General features: G+C 57.9%; 10 protein-coding genes. 5 read left to right on the plus strand and 5 right to left on the minus strand.

The genetic code is table 11. The features are described from left to right. Positions 1-407 precede the first annotated feature (407 nt). Entirely contained in the window at positions 408-1,703 is a 1,296-nt protein-coding gene (locus H8E27_12145) for a DUF1552 domain-containing protein (GenBank protein ID MBC8326364.1), read from the minus strand. Positions 1,704-1,705: 2 nt separating this feature from the next. Next, positions 1,706-4,276: a DUF1592 domain-containing protein gene (locus tag H8E27_12150; GenBank protein MBC8326365.1), complete on the minus strand. Its 2,571-nt coding sequence runs from the start codon at positions 4,274-4,276 to the stop codon at positions 1,706-1,708. Positions 4,277-4,676: 400 nt separating this feature from the next. Between H8E27_12150 and H8E27_12155 the strand changes: the two genes are divergently transcribed. The 4 genes from H8E27_12155 (at position 4,677) to H8E27_12170 (ending at position 12,006) form a co-directional block, all read left to right on the plus strand. Continuing rightward, positions 4,677-7,070, plus strand: coding sequence for a DUF1592 domain-containing protein (locus H8E27_12155; protein MBC8326366.1), 2,394 nt, complete (start codon positions 4,677-4,679; stop codon positions 7,068-7,070). A 33-nt stretch (positions 7,071-7,103) separates the two neighbouring features. Then, entirely contained in the window at positions 7,104-8,420 is a 1,317-nt protein-coding gene (locus H8E27_12160) for a DUF1552 domain-containing protein (GenBank protein MBC8326367.1), read from the plus strand. A 102-nt stretch (positions 8,421-8,522) separates the two neighbouring features. Further along, the gene (locus H8E27_12165; GenBank protein MBC8326368.1) at positions 8,523-10,016 is read left to right on the plus strand and encodes a DUF1552 domain-containing protein; all 1,494 of its coding nucleotides are present in this window, start codon (positions 8,523-8,525) and stop codon (positions 10,014-10,016) included. A gap of 4 nt (positions 10,017-10,020) precedes the next feature. Then, complete coding sequence (locus H8E27_12170; GenBank protein ID MBC8326369.1) at positions 10,021-12,006, plus strand: DUF1588 domain-containing protein; 1,986 nt, start codon at positions 10,021-10,023, stop codon at positions 12,004-12,006. On the opposite strand, the gene H8E27_12175 is transcribed toward H8E27_12170, so the two are convergent. From H8E27_12175 to H8E27_12185, 3 genes are read right to left on the minus strand one after another with little or no spacing between them, the layout of a single operon-like run. After that, complete coding sequence (locus tag H8E27_12175) at positions 12,003-13,373, minus strand: DUF1501 domain-containing protein (GenBank protein ID MBC8326370.1); 1,371 nt, start codon at positions 13,371-13,373, stop codon at positions 12,003-12,005. The genes H8E27_12170 and H8E27_12175 overlap by 4 nt on opposite strands. Before the next feature lie 56 nt (positions 13,374-13,429). Further along, positions 13,430-14,677, minus strand: a complete 1,248-nt coding sequence (locus tag H8E27_12180; GenBank protein MBC8326371.1) for a PQQ-like beta-propeller repeat protein — start codon at positions 14,675-14,677, stop codon at positions 13,430-13,432. Positions 14,678-14,680: 3 nt separating this feature from the next. Next, positions 14,681-14,929 carry a hypothetical protein gene (locus H8E27_12185; GenBank protein MBC8326372.1) on the minus strand — a complete coding sequence of 83 codons (249 nt, stop codon included), beginning with the start codon at positions 14,927-14,929 and terminating at the stop codon, positions 14,681-14,683. A gap of 204 nt (positions 14,930-15,133) precedes the next feature. Here H8E27_12185 and H8E27_12190 point away from each other — a divergent pair, with 204 nt between their 5' ends. Further along, complete coding sequence (locus H8E27_12190; protein ID MBC8326373.1) at positions 15,134-15,481, plus strand: hypothetical protein; 348 nt, start codon at positions 15,134-15,136, stop codon at positions 15,479-15,481. The last annotated feature ends 208 nt before the right edge of the window (positions 15,482-15,689 follow it).

Consider the following 15,689-nt stretch of genomic DNA (forward strand, 5'->3'; position numbering starts at 1 on the left):
ACACTCCCCACTAACAAACCTATAACAATTGTAATCAGTGTTTTCATCGCTGAGAGAATCCTACCCCACCATCCCGATTCAGGGAAGTTCAGATGATCCTCACCTCAACCCCACTGTTCTCCCAAATTCCCACGAGAAACATGGAGATTCATTGAATCGAAGAATCCCACACTCCAACATCACTGAGATATAGGGAGAACATTGGGAGAATTGGGTCTCTCAGGGTTTTCTGAGTGATCAGTGTGATAGCTGTATTTCCCCTGAAAACGGGGGATTTGATGTTCGTTGGGTTCGATTCCCATCACCCGCTCCATTTCTTTCAATTTTTGGGAAGACGTATTGGGGCTTCACAAAGGGTTAGCGCGGCGATGGCGGCGGTAGAAGGAGAAGTTTTTTCTGCACTACCCTCACGAGTTATGCAAACCGGGGAGTGTGCCTTGGCCGCTTGAGAAGGCTTCGGATTCGATGCCCATTTGTTGGAGGATAGAGAGGAAGAGGCGGCAGAGGGGTTGGTTATTGCGGGCGTCGAAGGCGAGGTGTTGGCCGTGTTGGAAGCGGCCTCCGGCGAGCAGGATGGGGAGGTTGTCGCAGTTATGCACGTTGGCATCGCCCATGTTGCTGCCGTAAAGGACCATGGTTGAGTCGAGCAAGGTGCCGTTGGGTTCGCGGGTGTCGCGAAGTTGCTTAAAGAGGGCCGCCAAGGTTTGCATTTGACGGTGGTCAATTTTTTCTAGCTGACGAATCTTCTCGGGCGATTGGCCGTGGTGGCTGAGGTTGTGGTAGCCGGTGAGAGATTTTTCTTCGGCGCTGATTTGGAATACGGGCGTGTCGAAGGCGTCGACCATCAGGGTGACGATCCGTGTGGAATCGCTCTCGAATGCCAGCTGGGCCATGCGTAACATCAGGTTGAGCTTGGGAAAGAATTGGGCGCGATCGAGGATGTCTTGAGGAGCCGGTTGGTTGGTCTTTGGCTTGGGGCGGCTTTCCCATTCCTCAGCGACCGTCAGGCCTTGTTCCAGTTCGCGAATGGAGGTGAAGTATTGGTCCAGCCGGGTTTTGTCCTCATGACCGGAACGTGTTTGCAGGCGCTTGGCGTCGGCGTGCAGTGTGTCGAGGATGCTGCCGCGTTCCTTGAGCCGTTGCAGCCGTTGCTCGATTTCACGGGGGCTGCCTTGAATGAACATTTTCCGGAACAGGGCGGACGGTTTATCCTCAGCCGGTAACAGTGCGCCGTCGCGGCTCCAGGACAGGCTGCGGTTGCCGCGATCGATGTTCACACCGAGATTCAGGGTTGGGAATCGGGTGTGTTGGCCCAAGTGCTCGATGGCGTATTGGTCGAGCGAAATGGTGTTTCGAAATCCGCTGCCGGTGGGATCTTTAGCGCCGGTGAGAAAACAGTTTTCCGTGGAGTGCCCGCCCGAGACGGCGGGATGCGAGAGGCCGGAGAAGATGGTGAAGTCATTCCGGAACGTTTCGAGATTCTTGAGCAGCGGCGAAAGGGTGTAGTCGCGGCCGGTTTGCTTCGGGAAAAACGGGGCGGGCAGGACGCCGAGGTTATTGGAGATCAACAACATCCGATTGGCTGCGGGTTGTTCCTTCCGTGCATGAGCGTGCTGCAGGAGCGCAGGCAGAGGCAGGCTAACGCCCAGGCCGCGCAGGAAGTGGCGGCGGGAGATGGGTGACATTGAGCGGGCGTGGGGCATGGTTAACGCATGATGGGGCTGGCGCAAAAGGTTCGAAGCAGATCACCGACGCGGTAGTTGTGGAGTTGGCACTGATCGAGGATACGCTCGATCTCGGCCCGTTCGGAGAATCGCACCGGCGTGCCGGTGGCGTAGAGGGTGAATTGGTGCAGGAGATTCCGGGCTAGTTGCCGAGGTTTCTGGGCGAGGATGGTTTTGAGTTTATGAATGTCGGGAAAGGTTTCTCCACTCAAGAGTTGCCCATGGGGTTCTACTTCCTTTCGAATAAAGTATGTAAAGGGGTGCCCGGCAGGATCGTAGCCGGTAATTTTTTCGTCTCCGGCGATGGGGTTGCGGTAATGGTCTCGCCAAGCCCCCATCACATCAAAGCTTTCGAGGGCGAAGCCAATGGGGTCGAAACGGGCATGGCACTTGGCACAGGATTTCACCTCCGTATGTTTGCTCAGTTGCTCTCGAATTGTGGTGGCACCGCGGATATCTGGTTCGACCGCGGGAATGGATTTCGGCGGGGGCGGCGGCGGGTCCCCCATGATTTTTTCCATTACCCAAACGCCCCGCAAGACGGGAGAGGTGGTGGTGCCGTTGGAAGTGTGTTTGAGGATCGAGGCTTGAGTCAGCAAGCCTCCGCGAGGGCTCCAATGGGGCAGCATGACTTTACGGAGACTGGAGCCGCGGACGCGAGGTAGATCGTAGTGCGCCGCCAGACGGTCGTTAACAAACGTAAAGTTGGAATCGGCAATCGTGGCGACGGGCAGGTTTTCGGTGATCAACGTTTTAACAAACCGATGGGTCTCCTTTTCCATAGAGTCGACGAGGTAATCGTCCTTTCGGTACTCAGGGTACAGTCGGTTGTCGGGTTCATCCCGGCGCAGATTGGCCATATTCAGCCATTGATCCACGAAACCATAGATGAACCGATCAAACCGTCGATCCGCAAGCATCCGAGTCAGTTCTGGCTTTAGTATTTCCGGTTCATTGAGTTGGGCTTCCTTCGCCAAGGCATATAGGCGGTTGTCCGGTTTGGAGTTCCAGAGCAAATGGGAAAGTCGATTAGCGTAAGCGACGGGGGAGGATTGTTGTTGAGCGTTCAGGAATAGAAAATGATTAGAGCAAAGAAAAGCCTGATACCCCTTCAGCATGGCATCGGCAAACGGCGTTCCGTCATCCAGGTTCTTGTGAATGAGATCCAAAAAGATTGTGAAATCATCCTCCGCCAATGGCAGGTGGGTAGCGGTATTGGCAAACCGGCGGAAAAGCAGCTCGGCGTCCTGATGCGGTTCCTTGCTTTCCACGCTTACGGGGAGCTTGCTGTTGGGTACGGCGGGCTTGATGGGCAGTTTTCCGAAGAGGAATTCGTGGGAAGAGGGTGGCCAATTTGGCGGATTGAGCGGGCCTTCTACTTCGATCCACTCAATGACTCCACCACGGTGTCCTTCTTTCGGCATAGGAGGGAAGTCGTAGTAAAATCCCTTGTCTGTTCGAATGAACGGGACTGGCAGGCCAAGAAAACTATACTCAAATGTCTCCCCTTTTTTGAGGTGAACGGTGGTCTCAAATTTCTTCGTCTCAGGTTGGAGATCAATCCAGCCGCCAGTTTCGCGGACATCACCGGACACATCCGGCCCTGTGGGTTTGCGGGCGCGGAAGCTCATGGGTACGGGGGCGTGGGCCGGGACGATTCTGAGCCCGCTCACTTGGCGAACTGCCCGGCCCGCGAACCGGACACGATACGTTCCTGATTTGGACGCCCGAAAATTTCTGGGGTAACCGAAGTAGGGCCAAGTGGCCGAGCGGAAGACGGCCAGGTGCAAATTGGGGTCAGCTTGTTCCTCGGGCTTCATTGCCTTAATCGTGTTGCCGTTGATCCGGATCATTTTGTTTCCACGGACAAAGAACATCGCTTCGCGTCCACCGAAGGTCGTGAAGCCCGTAAAGAGATTCACACCCGTCGCCTTGAATTTCTGTGGGGAGGCCGGTGCGAGTGAAGGCGCTATCGACTCCATTAATGCTTTCTCGGAGGCATCCAGGTAAGCGTTCAAATGGACCCGCGAAAGGTCTAGCAACCCAACGACTTTGGTGAAGCCATGCGCGCGACGGTCTTCAGGGAGCCGGTCTTTCACGTCCAAAGTAGGCACCTTTAGCAGGTCGCGGAGGTTATCCTGAAACTCATCCCGCGTCAGTCGGCGCGCCGGCCAGCGACTCTGCTGCGTGATTTCCCGCCTATCCGCATGCCGTAAAGTATCTCCCAATAACTTTAATGCGGAATCTCTTTCCTCAACGTCGATGTTCTTCGCTTTCCCTCCCGGAGGCATTTCCTTTTTGTCGACTCGGTCAAACAGTCGCACCCAAGTGGAAAGCGTTTTGTCGGCGGCCAAATCCCGGGAGAGCTTGGTCAAATCCAAATCCGCCTTGGGCTCGTCTGAGCCATGGCAATCCACACAATGCCGATCTAGAAACACCTCAACCGGTTCCGGGAAATTTTTCTGATTCCCCGACGCCGGGAGAGAGAGCCCGTAGGTAAGACACAATCCCAGCCACAAACATTTCAAACTGGTGTTGGTAAGCCGCCGCATAATCGATCTGATTCAACGTTAAAACAAAATTACAGGGTGGGCAACGTTGCCCTTATGGAGGCGGTTGCACCGGTGAGCAATTGATCCAAGGATAATGGGCGGACGTATAAAATGGCGATGTATTCGAAATATTTCGTGTGAGCACGAAGCTGACTTGATAAAAGCCCTGACACGTGGGTTTGATTGCCATCACCCGCTCCATCAAATTCTATGATTTTTTGAAGGAGAACCTGAGAATCGAGGGATTCTCTTGGACGGGGTTCGGGGGATTTTCCTTTGGTTGGACACCCTTGTACAAGCGTTTTTGACCTGGACCAATTCCCGGACGACCGAGCCTTCGGGGAGCATTTGCATGTGCGGGTCTTGCGCTGGAAGGCGGGGGCCATATACTCAGTGGCGCATGAAATGCATTGGTACATTAGGGTTGGGTTTGGCGATTGTGTTAACGGTGAGTGCGGCTGACGAGAAGGGGCCGGATTTTTCAAGGGAAGGGGTGGCTTTCTTAAAGCAGCACTGTCTGGAATGCCATAGCGGGGAGGACCCGAAGGCGGAGTTGTCGCTGGAAGGGTATCGGGATTCGGCATCAGTGGTGAAGGGCCGCAAGACGTTTGAGAAGGTGTTGCGGATGTTGGCGATTGGGGAGATGCCACCCAAAAAGAAGGCGCGGCCGACGGTGGCGGCGGTGGAGGCGTTCACGGAGAGAGTCCAGGCGGTTTGGGATTATTCGGATCGCAACTCGAAACCGGATCCGGGCCGGGTGACTATGCGGCGGCTCAATCGCGTGGAATATCGCAACACGGTGCGCGATTTGCTCGGGGTGGATTTTGATCCGACTGAGAGTTTTCCCTCGGACGATATCGGGCACGGGTTTGATAACATCGGCGATGTGTTGACGTTGTCGCCGGTGTTGATGGAACGCTATCTCGATGCCGCGGAGACCATTTCAAAAAGGGTCATTTCGGTGAACCCGCCCAAGCCGCCGGTGCGATATCTTTCGGGGATTTATCTGCAGCCGGGCGGAAGCACGACCAAGGATCCGTTTCGTCGGATGGACCCCGCGTCGGAGGATGCCAAGGTGTCCGGGCCGCTCACCGGGCCGGGCGGTTATTTTAAGCTCACGGCGGATGCCGAGTTGTTTTTGCGCGCGACTCTGTACGCCGAGCCGAAGGGCAAGGAACCGGTGCACGTGGCGTTGTACATTCAGGGCGGGGGAGTGAAAGAGGGATCCAGTGCTCAGGAGTTGGCGAAGGTATTCGGCGGCGAATCGCCGCGGTTGAAGGGGGCGAAGATTTTAAAAACATTCGAAATCACTGCGCGCGATTCGAAGGCGCCGCAGACCATCGAGGTCAAGGTTTCCCGAACCGCTGTGGCCAATGCCGGGATTGCGCTGGTGAAACCGGCCTCGGGCAAGCCCCATGCGATTTTGCATATTCGGCATCTGTCGACCGAGGGGCCGCTGGAAACCCGCCCCTCATCGCACCTGAAACTACTCGGCCCGACAATGGGCCAGCCGACCGCGGCCCGCCAGCAAGAGATGATCGGTCGCCTGTTGCGCCGGGCGTACCGCCGCCCGCCCACCCAGGTGGAAACGGATCGCGTCTTCCAATTTGCCGCCGCGCAAATGAAAGCCGGGCTCAAGTGGGAGGCGGCGATGCAAAAGGTGGTGCAGGTGGTGTTGTGCTCGCCGAAGTTTCTCTTTCGCGTGGAGATGGACGACCGCCCGACCGCTCCGGAGGCGCGGCCGATTGATGAATTCCACCTTGCCGCGCGCCTTTCTTATTTTCTCTGGAGCAGCATGCCGGATGACGCGCTACTGGACCTTGCCACCAATCGCAAGCTCACCGCGAACCTCGATGCGCAGGTGGACCGCATGCTGGCGGATGCGCGTGCGGGGGAATTGGTGCGGAATTTCATGCAACAATGGCTGCAGATTCAGCGCCTCCAGACCGTGGCGCCGGATACCCAGTTGTTTCCCGCGTTCAATGAATCGCTCCGACAAGCCATGCTGCGGGAGACGGAATTATTTTGCGAAACGGTGATGAAGGAAGATCGGAGCCTGCTGGAGTTGATCGATGCCGACTTCACGTTCCTGAATGCGCCTTTGGCCAAGCATTACGGCATCAGCAAAACCGGCGGCGAAAAACCGCAGCCGTTGAAGTTCAAGGGCGCGGATTTCCAGCGGGTGTTGCTGGCGGATCGTACGCGCGGCGGCTTGCTCACACAGGCGAGTGTGTTGACGGTCACCTCCAACCCCACGCGCACCTCGCCGGTGAAACGGGGCCGCTGGGTGCTGGAGCAGTTTTTGGGATCGCCTCCACCGCCCCCACCGCCGGATGTGCCGGAACTGGAGGAGACGGGGAAGACGCTCACCGCCGACACTCTGCGCAAGCGCATGGAGGTGCACCGCAAGAACCCCAGCTGCGCGAACTGCCACGCGAAGATGGATCCCATCGGGTTTGCGCTGGAAAACTACAATGCCATCGGCGGCTACCGCACGCAGGACGGAGGACAGCCCATCGACGCAGCCGGGGAGTTTGCTGACGGGACAAAATTTGCCGGGGTTGAAGATTTGAAAACGATCATCCGTCATAAGAAGGCATTGTTTGTGCGCTGCATTTCTGAGAAGATGCTGACCTACGCGCTAGGCCGCGGATTGACCTACCGCGACCGGCCCGCCATCGAAAAAATTGCGACGGCACTGGAGCGCAACGAGTACAAATTTTCCGTGCTGGTGAAAGAGATTGCCAAGAGCGAACCCTTCGGCCGCCGGCGCGGATTTAAAACAGAGGATTAATCGATGACCCACACAACCCTTTCACGTCGTAAAATGCTCCAAGGATTGGGCGTGACCCTGTCCTTGCCGTGGCTCGAGGCAATGGGCCCGCTGAACGCCTGGAGCGATCAACCCGCCAATGGCCAGTCGGACAAGGCCGTGCCCAACCGCATGGCGTTCCTGTACGTGCCCAACGGCAAAAACATGGTCGACTGGACGCCCAAAAAGGAGGGCGCGGGTTATGATCTCCCGACCATTTTGAAGCCGCTCTCCAAGGTCCAAAACAAATTGCAGGTGCTCACTGGCCTCACCGCGGACAAGGCCCGGGCACACGGCAGCGGGGGCGGCGACCACGCCCGCGCTTTGGCGGCGTTCCTCACCGGGGCGCATCCCAAGAAAACCGATGGCACGGACATTCGCAACGGCATCTCGGTGGATCAAGTGGCCGCGCAGGCCATGGGCGACCAAGTGCGGTTGCCTTCCCTGGAACTAGGCGCCGAGGCAGGCGCCATGGCTGGCAACTGTGACTCGGGTTACAGCTGCGTGTATTCCTCCACCATGTCATGGCGTTCGGCAACTCAGCCCCTGCCGAAAGAGGTGAATCCTAAGCTGGCTTTTGAGCGGCTCTTCGGCGGAGGCAACAACGCCGACCGCGCCCAGCGTGATGCCGCCCGCAAGAGCATCCTCGATTTTGTGCGGGAAGATTCCAAGGACCTCAATCGCAAGCTCAGCGCGAACGACGTTCGCAAGCTGGACGAGTATTATACCGCCATTCGAGACATCGAGTTGCGGATTGAGCGGGCGGCAAATTTGCCGCCGGTGCAAACGCCCGATTACCCCGCACCCAAGGGCGTGCCCGGCGATTACGAGGAGCACATTCGCCTGATGTGCGACTTGATCGTGCTGGCTTTCCAGGCCGATGTCACACGGGTGACCTCCTTCGTGCTCGCCAACGAGGGCAGCAACAAGCCCTATCCCTTTATCAAGGTATCCGAAGGGCACCACGACCTGTCCCACCACGGGGGTAAGGCGGAGAAAAAAGAAAAGATTCGCACCATCAATATTTTCCACACGAGACAACTCGCCTACCTGTTGGAAAAATTGGACAGCGTGAAGGAAGCCGGGGGCACGCTGCTCGATCACTCGATGATCGCCTACGGCAGCGCGAACTCCGACGGCAACGCTCACAACCACGATGACCTGCCCATCCTGCTGGCGGGCGGCGGCTGCGGCACTCTCAAGCCCGGTCGGCACGTGCGTTACGCGGACGAAACTCCGCTCGCCAATCTTTGGATTTCCATGCTCAACCGCATGGATGTCAACGTCGCGCAATTGGGCGACAGCACGGGTGGCCTGAAGCACTTGGGTTGATCCTCCCCCAACCGCATCATGAACCGAAACGCGTATCAGATTCCACGTCGGACTTTTTTGAAGGGGGCGGGGGTGTCATTGGCCCTGCCGTTTTTGGAGATCATGAGGCCGGCGATCAGTCACGCCAAAGCCAAGGCGGCGAAGGCTAATCCGGTGCGGTTGTGTGTGCTGTACAAAGGGTGCGGGGTGAATCCGCATTCGTGGGATATTGTCGGGGGCACGGAGACGGAGTTTGAGCTGTCGAAAATCCTGCGGCCCTTGGCGCCGGTGCAGAAGGATATTCTTGTCCTCGGAAATCTCGAAAACGATGGGGTGTCCAGTCACATGGATGCTCCGGGCACTTTCATGAGTGCGACCAAGCATAAGGATGCAAATCGTTATTCGTTCGACCAACAAATTGCCGACCGGATCGGCGACCAGACGCCGCTCAAATCAGTGCAACTCACGGCGGACAACGTATGGAAGCAGCACCCGTGGCTTAATATTCTCTCGTATGACAGGACGCAACAGCCGTTGCGAGGCCAATACGATCCGCAATCGGCGTTTGATCTGATTTTTAAAAATGCCGCGCGCGATAAGCGCCGAACGGAATTGGCGAGCGTACTGGACGGTGTGCGAGACGCGTCTTCTTCATTACTTCGCAAAGCCAGTTCGCAGGATCGGCAGGTGTTGCAGCAGTATTTCGAGTCGCTGCGGGATGTGGAGAAGAGCATTGAACGCGCGCGGGCCAATGGCCAAGTGGCGGCGGCGGATCCGAAGCTGGCGCAGATTGATCCGACGCTGGAGGTTGGCAATCTGGGCGAGCGCGTCAAGGCGATGATGGACCTGATCACGCTGGCGTTTTGGACTGACTCCACCCGTATCGCCTCGTGCATGCTGGCCAATACGAATAGCCGAATCCATTACGATTTCATGGGCGTGAACGCGGAGTTTCATTACGTGTCGCATCATGTGCGTAACAAGAAGGTGCTGCCGGCGTACGACAACATCAATATTTGGCACACAGCGCAGCTGCGTTATTTGATTGAAAAAATGAAGACGCTGCCGGACGGCTCGGGCACCTTGTTCGACAACTCACTGATCCTTTGGGGTTCGGGCATCAAGCACGGCGATTATCATTCGCTGACCGATCTGCCGGTGGTCTTGGCCGGCGGCGGCGGTGGGCAAGTGGAGCTGGGCCGGCATGTGCGTTATCCCGAGGCGCGGCCGTTTGGCAACCTGTTGCTTACGCTGATGAATCTGATGGGCGCACCGGCCGAGCGCATTGGAGATTCCACCGGGCTGCTGCCGGGCATCAGCGGCAAGGCCAATTTCAAGCCGGTCAATCCGGATGACGGCACGTGGAAGATTACCCAAAGCGATGGGCAAACCCTCACTGCGAAGGGCTTGCTGCGGATCGAGATCGAAGGCGAGCAGGAATATTATTTGCTGCGTCTGTCGGACAAGAGCGATCTGGAGATTCGGATTCCGTTTATGAACAACCACCGGCTGCGCTTCGACCGCAACGTCGGTAGGGTGGTCGAGGTAACCGGCCAATACAAGGTGGTCGATGGCAAGAAAACCCTCGTGTCGCTCAAGGCGGCGAAGGCCCCTTAAGCCGATGAGCAATGTTCGTCGTTTCCTTCAGGGGTTTCTTTTCACGTTCGCAGCGTGGACCATGCCTTCGGCGTGGGCCGCGGAATTTACAGCAGCCGCGGAGGTGATCGAAGATCGATGCCTGACGTGCCACGATAGCGACACGAAAAAAGGCGGTATCGATTTATCACCGTTGCTGCAGAAAACCAATTCCTCTTACGGCGACTACACCAAGCTTTGGATCCGGATGGAGAACATGGTGGCTCGCGGCGAGATGCCGCCTGAGAACAAGAAGCCGCTGGCAGCGGATGAGAAAGCGGCGATTCAGTCGTGGTTCCATGAATCGTTTGTGCTTCGCGCCGGCAAATCGCACATCGGCCCCACGCCGTTGCGTCGGCTGACGCGGTACGAGCTTGAGAACACACTGGAAGCCGTGCTGGCCGTGCCGCTCAAGGTGCCGTACCGCGATTCCATCACCGGCAATCTGGCGGTGTCCAAGATCACCTCGCTGGTGCCTTCCGATATCCCCGGCGAATCCGGTTTCGACAACGACGCGCATCGGCTTGGCGCGCTTAAGCCGCCTCTGAACGCCTTCGCCGACGCGGCGAACTATGCCCTCGCCCAATTCAGCCGAAACCCCGGCGCCATCAAGATAGTGCTGGGCCGGGCAGAGATTCCGACCGCCGCCAGCGAGGCCGAAGCCAAGGCGATCATTTCGAAATTTCTGCTACGAGCTTTCCGCGGCAATGCCGCGCGGTTGCCCGATTATGAACGCGCCTTTCACGGGCTGTACGCGAATCATGTGGCGGTGTCCAAGGATAGCCGCACGAGCTTGCTGCATGTGTTTGAGATGATTTTGGTGACGCCGGAATTTCTGTATCGCTTCGAGCGCAGTCAGGCGCAGCGCACGCCGTATCCCGTCACCGGTTTGGAGCTGGCGACACGCCTGTCCTATTTCCTCTGGGCCGGTCCGCCGGATGCTGAGCTGCTGAAGCTCGGGCAGGACGGCAGTTTGCTGAAGGAGGATGTCTTAAAAAAACAAGTCGCCCGCCTGCTAAATTCCCCCAAGCGGATTGCTTTGTCGGAAAATTTTGCGGGCCAATGGCTGGGCTTTAGCGATCTATTGGCCAATCGCGAATACCTCCTGAACGAACGCTGGAATCGGGAAACCTACGACGAGGCGCTGTTTTTCTTTGACGAATTGATCCGCTCCAACCGCAGCGTGCTGGAGCTGGTGCAAAGCGATTGGCTCTACAAACGCGCGTCCGCCCTGCAGGCGAAAGGGCACGGTTACCAGAAACTGAAGTCGGACGCGTTGCCCCGGGTGTTCACGGACATTTTCGCCAACCGCCAAAGCAAAACCCGCAACCGCAAGACACGCTACGATCCGCCCATCCTCGTGCAGCGCCACGGCGACCGCGAAGGGGGCCTGCTCACCAGCGCGGCGATCATGCGGGTGACTTCCTCCAAGACCCGCACCAGCCCTATCCGGCGCGGCGTGTGGGTGCTGAACACCTTGATCGGCAAATCGATGGAAGCCCCCGAAGATGTGCCGCCGATCGAAGAAGCCCGCGCGGCGCTGAACATCAAACGGGATCCGACGGTCGCCGAGCTTTTGAAACAACACGTCTCAAAGGCCGTTTGCAATGCCTGCCACAAGGAGATCGATCCGCTCGGGCTGGGACTGGAAAACTTCGCGCAGACCGGCGAGTGGCGCACGCATTATCCCGATAAGGCGCCGGTCGTTTCCTCCGGCATCATGCCCAACGGCAAGGCGTTTCAAACGCCACGCGAAATGAAGGCATTGTTGCTGGAGCTGTATGGGGAGGACATCGCCAACAACTTTGCGCGGCAACTCTTTGCTTACGCGCTTGGTCGAGGGCTGGAGCCGTACGATCGCGTATCGCTCGATCAAATCGTCAGCGCATCAAAGAAAGACGGGTACAAGACCAGCACGATTATCGAACAGATCGTGTTATCGAACCAGTTTCGCAACCGGCAGGATCCCTAAAACAACGCCTCGATGGGGCGGCCTTCACTGGCCGGAATGGTGAAGCCGTCGGGAGAGAGGCGTGAGGCGGGGTTGATGCCGAGCGCGGTGAAGAGAGTGGCGGTGAAATCAGGCAGGGTGACCGGATTGGTTTTTACGTAACCGGCCTGCTTGTCGGACTCACCATACACCGCGCCACCCCGAATGCCTGCGCCCGCGAGCATGGCGGAGTAGCAGGCCGGCCAGTGGTTGCGACCGATGCGCTTGGCGCCCTTGCTGATCTTGGGAGCTCGGCCAAACTCGCCCACCAGCACAACCAGCGTGGTGTCGAGCAGGCCGCGTTCGTGTAGATCTTCCAGTAGCGTCGCGACGGCCTGATCCGTGCGAGGTAGGGCGAAGGGAAGACCGTTCCAGCCGTTCTCAAAAATACCGACGTCGGCATTGCCGTGCATGTCCCACGTTTCCACGCTCACAAATTTCTCGCCGCGCCCAAGTCCGGTCCAGCCGGCGACATTGACCAGTCGCGTGCCGGCCTCGATGAGGCGGCGGGCGAGCAGTAGATGTTGACCGAGCGGATTACGTCCGTACCGATCGCGGACACGGTCCGGTTCACGATCAAGGTTGAAGGCATTTTTGGCGGAGCGGCCGTTGAGAAGGTCGATAGAGCGTTGTTGATGGGTATCGAAAGCATCGAACTCGGCAGTGTTGCCCACGGGCGAAAGATTCTGGGTAGCTTCGAGTAGGCGGCGACGATCGGCGAGTTGGGTGGGTGTGATGTTTTCTGGGGAATCGAATGCGCGCACGCGATAGCCGGGTGTGGCGGGATTGTCATCGTGCTTCTGGCCGAGCAGCATCGGGGCGTAGGCCATGCCGAGGTGGCCGCCTGTCAGATACGTATGATCGGGAGGCGCGGCGCCCCCGCCAAATTTCTGGAGCCATACATGATCCGGAATGGCTTTTTGAGAGGGGCGCAGCTTGGCGACCATCGCCCCAAAACAGGGATCGTCTGCCGCAGGGTTTTCGCGTCCGGCCAGGAGCATCGAGTTGGCGAGCTTGTGCTCGGCCACCTTGTGCGTCATGGAGCGGATGACGGCGTACTGCTCCGAAAGCTTGGCAAGGCGCGGCATCAGTTCGCAAATCTGGAAGCCCGGCGTGGCGGTCTTGATGGGCCGGTACGGTCCGCGAATTTCCTGAGGCGCCTCGGGTTTCATGTCCCAAGAATCCAGCTGGCTGAGCCCGCCGTATTGGTGAATGAAAATGCAGGACTTCGCTGACTTGCCTGTGTCCTCCGCCCGAAGCAACGCTGGCAGTGCCAACCCCAGCGTTCCAATGCCGCCTGTCTGCAACAGGCGCCGTCGGGAAATGGAGCTGTTCAATCCGCGAGTCATGCGTGCTTGATTGGACTCTGGTGTCTTCTTGAAATTCAGTAAATGGCCAAATGCATTCAGGGGTTTTCAACGCGATACAAATGGCCTCCAGTGCGGATGATGAAAGCGTTTCCATCGACCGCAGGGGAGGCAAGGAGCGGCTGCGGTTTGAGGGCGTTGGTGGTGATGATCTCAAACTTGCGGCCGGGACGCAGGATGGTGGCCATGCCGGTTTCGTTGAAGAGATAGATTCGGCCTTTGGCATAAATTGGGGACGCGGAGTAGGCGCCCTTGAGGCGTTCCTTCCAAACCTCCTTACCAGTCTTGGCCTCGAGACAGGTGGCGATGCCGCCGCGGTTCACAAAGTAGAGCAGGTCGTCCACCAGCAACGGCGAGCTGCGTTCGGGCATGCCGCGTTTCTCACGCCACGCGATATGGGTGTCGGTGATGTCGCCGTTACCATCGGGGCGAATGGCCCACAGTTCAGGCGTGTCGCGATCAATGGTGGCAAAGATAAGGCCGTGCCCGGAGATCGGCCGGGGCGCTACGGACCAGCCGCGATGGCGCATGTGCCACAGCTCCTTGCCGGTCTTCGGGTCGTACGCATACAGGCCACGGCCGGCAGGGCTGACGAGCTGCTGCCCTTTACCGCGTGGCACCAGCATGGGCATTGAGTAGGCCTTGCGATGGTGCACGGGAAACTTGCTGTAATTGAGCGAGCGCGGCGTTTTCCAGACCGTCTTGCCCGTGGCCGTGTCGAGCGCGACGATGTACTGCACATCGCGGCCGTCCACATGCACGATCATCGTGTTGCCGAAGAGCATCGGCGAACTGGCCGGCCCGGCGCCTTTCTCGTGGTCGCAATTCAAATCGCGCCGCGTCCAGAGCACCTTGCCCGTGGCGGTCTCCACACACGCCGTGCCGTAGGTGCCGAAGTGCAGGAACACGCGGCCCTTTTCAATCACCGGCGAGGGCGAGGCGTAGGTGTTCTCCGGTGTGATCGCCTGTGGATCGGCGACATCGAAGAGGTGCAGGTCATAAATGATTTTGCCGGTATCCTTGTCCACGCACACCCCAAAAAGCTTGCGGCCATCGGCCGTGGCGGTGGTGAGCCACACCTGCTTTCCCCAAATCACCGGCGAAGAAAATCCGCGATCATGGATCGCCGTCTTCCACTCCACATTTTTCGTCTCGGACCAATTCAATGGCAACGCCGCCTGCTTCGCATGCCCGTCTCCGTGTGGTCCGCGAAACTGCCACCACGAATCCGCCGCCACCAGGGTGCCGGCGCAGAGGGCGCCATACAGGAAAGTGATTGCTCGCATCGGTTATCCTTTTTCAGCTTGTTGCTTCACCACGCGTTGCCAGCCGAGGATGGCGGTGGTGACCACAAGGATGCCGGGCACGAACCATTTGTCGAAGCAATAATCCTTGAGCGTGAGCACGGTTTCAGCCATCGGATGGAGCAGGTGCACAAAAAACTGTCCGAACGCCCGCCACAAAGATTGATCTTTCAAGTCCAGTGCATTGGAAATGGGCCAGCCGGTTTCCGGGATCCACTTGATCAACAAGGCCATCACCGCCGCGTGAGGACCGCGCCATGAGCCTACAGTGACGGAATGAAATGGATGTCATACATCATGACCTGCGCGGCAGCTGAGCTCCGGCAAGTCATTATAAATTTCCTTTCAGTTTGCAGTAGGCAAGCACAATGGCAGTGGCGTAGGGTGATGGGCGTGAGGCAGATTCTCTTGATGATGGCGCTGGGGATGGGGCAATCCGTGTTGGCGGATGCGAAGCCGCTCATTGCCGATCCCATTGTGGAGAAGGCAATCCGTGGATCACTCAAGAAGCCTGTAGGCAAACTCACCGAGGCGGATTTGGAAAAAGTCGAAGTCCTGCTCTTGTTCCGTACCCAAATCACCGACGCGGGCCTCAAGGAGGTGGCCAAGCTGCAGAAGCTCAAAACGCTTTCCTTGTTCCGCACTCAAATCACTGACGCGGGTCTTAAGGAGGTGGCCAAGCTGCATCATCTCGAAGGGCTTAATTTGCTCGGCACCCAAGTCACCAAAGCGGGCGTAGCTGAATTAAAGCGGGCGTTGCCAAATTGCAAAATCTTCAGCCCCTAAACGTCCCCGTGAAACTCCTTGAGGGCTTTGGCGACCTACACGATGGGCAACACAAATGAACCGTTTGGCCTTCGCTTGACCGGCCTGTGCCCTTTGCTGCGATTCAAACGCTGGGCTGGTCCATCAACGGTATTATTTCTTTAGCCCATCGAGAAAGGCGCGGCAGCTGAAGGCGACGAACATGGCGAGATCTTTGTCGCCGGGGAGG

This window comes from Limisphaerales bacterium (assembly GCA_014382585.1).
Lineage (GTDB): Bacteria > Verrucomicrobiota > Verrucomicrobiia > Limisphaerales > UBA1100 > JACNJL01.